This window comes from Sphingobium sp. CECT 9361 (assembly GCF_918741285.1).
Taxonomy (GTDB): domain Bacteria; phylum Pseudomonadota; class Alphaproteobacteria; order Sphingomonadales; family Sphingomonadaceae; genus Sphingobium.
In genome coordinates, this window is sequence record NZ_CAKKNC010000070.1 from 1 (window position 1) to 1,101 (window position 1,101).

Annotated in this window: 2 protein-coding genes; both read right to left on the reverse strand. The window is 61.2% G+C overall.

What is annotated here, in order from left to right; genetic code table 11:
* Positions 1-161 precede the first annotated feature (161 nt).
* Positions 162-449, reverse strand: a complete 288-nt coding sequence (locus LQ220_RS24770) for a hypothetical protein (RefSeq protein ID WP_230190624.1) — start codon at positions 447-449, stop codon at positions 162-164.
* Between the two features lie 11 nt (positions 450-460).
* Positions 461-970 (reverse strand): hypothetical protein, encoded by a 510-nt coding sequence (locus tag LQ220_RS24775; RefSeq protein WP_230190625.1) that lies wholly within the window; start codon positions 968-970, stop codon positions 461-463.
* Positions 971-1,101 lie beyond the last annotated feature (131 nt).

Below are 1,101 nucleotides of genomic sequence, written 5' to 3' on the forward strand. Positions count from 1 at the left end.
CGTCGGCCGGTCTCCACCACGTCCAGGCGACGAGCGCCTGCAAACACATCAATGCTTATGTCATCCATGCCCGCGCAATGAGCTGGATACATCACCTCGACAATGCGGCTGCTATCGGAGGCGTACTTCTCAACTTACCTCATCATCACTGATACTCCATTTCAGCGCCGCAACGGCGCACTGTCCTTGTAGCCGAACTCCTCTCCGCTTCGTGCGCCGGGATTCCACTTCACCAAACAGATGATGGCGAAAATCTCGCGCGGACTCTCGGAATCGTAGCGCTGGCAAGCTGCATAATAGGCACCCGAGCGAACGGTCGACTTAAGGACCCGGAGGCCCGTCGCCCGCCCATTCTCGGGGTCGGGCGGGTAGGTGCATTGATTGTCGAGATAGGCTTTTGGCGTGGCGAACGGAGCCATGCCGCCGCGAGACATGAACAGCCAACCCATGGGCTTGTCTCCTAAACGAGCGCCTGTTGGCGCGGATTGATGGAAAGGCCGGTCTCGCGGACGACGAGCGCGCGGAAGCTCTGCGGCGCGGCGAGCACGGCAATGTCACAGAAGTGGTTGCGGTCCCCGAGATAGTCCTGACGGCCCTTGCAGCGACGAAACATCACCTCCCGGCCAGGACGGATGCAGGGGATCGAGACCTGCACGTAGATCTCGTCGCTATGGAGCGTGATTTCGCCCGAAACCGCTGGACCGGCAAAGTTGCCGCGCAGGTCGTACTGGTTGGGCTCCAGCCCAAGATGGCGCGCCGCGACCCGCAGCGCCGAGCGCGCTTCGCGGTGGAAGGCGCGCTTGGCTTCAGGATCATAACCGATCCCGCGGCGAGCAAGGGCGACGAGAGCCGGTTTCGACTTGAGTTCATCGATCTTGGCGAGGCACTGGCGGCGCAGTGGCACATCCTCGGCGAAGGTCACATCAGGTGCGTAGCCCAGCGCAATGCGTCCGACATGGCGGGCGAGCAAGATGTGTAGCGCGACAAACTGGGTGAGATGCTGGCGTCAATCAGGATGAGAATTGATTGTCGCGGCGTGGTGATGATGCCAACGGTAATTGTCGCTGGCAAGGGTCAGTCGTTGGTTTGATTGTCGCTGGG

Coding starts and splice junctions, on each gene's coding strand:
- LQ220_RS24770 (WP_230190624.1), bottom strand. CDS start 449: ATGGGTTGGCTGTTCATGTCTCGCGGCGGCATGGCTCCGTTCGCCACG.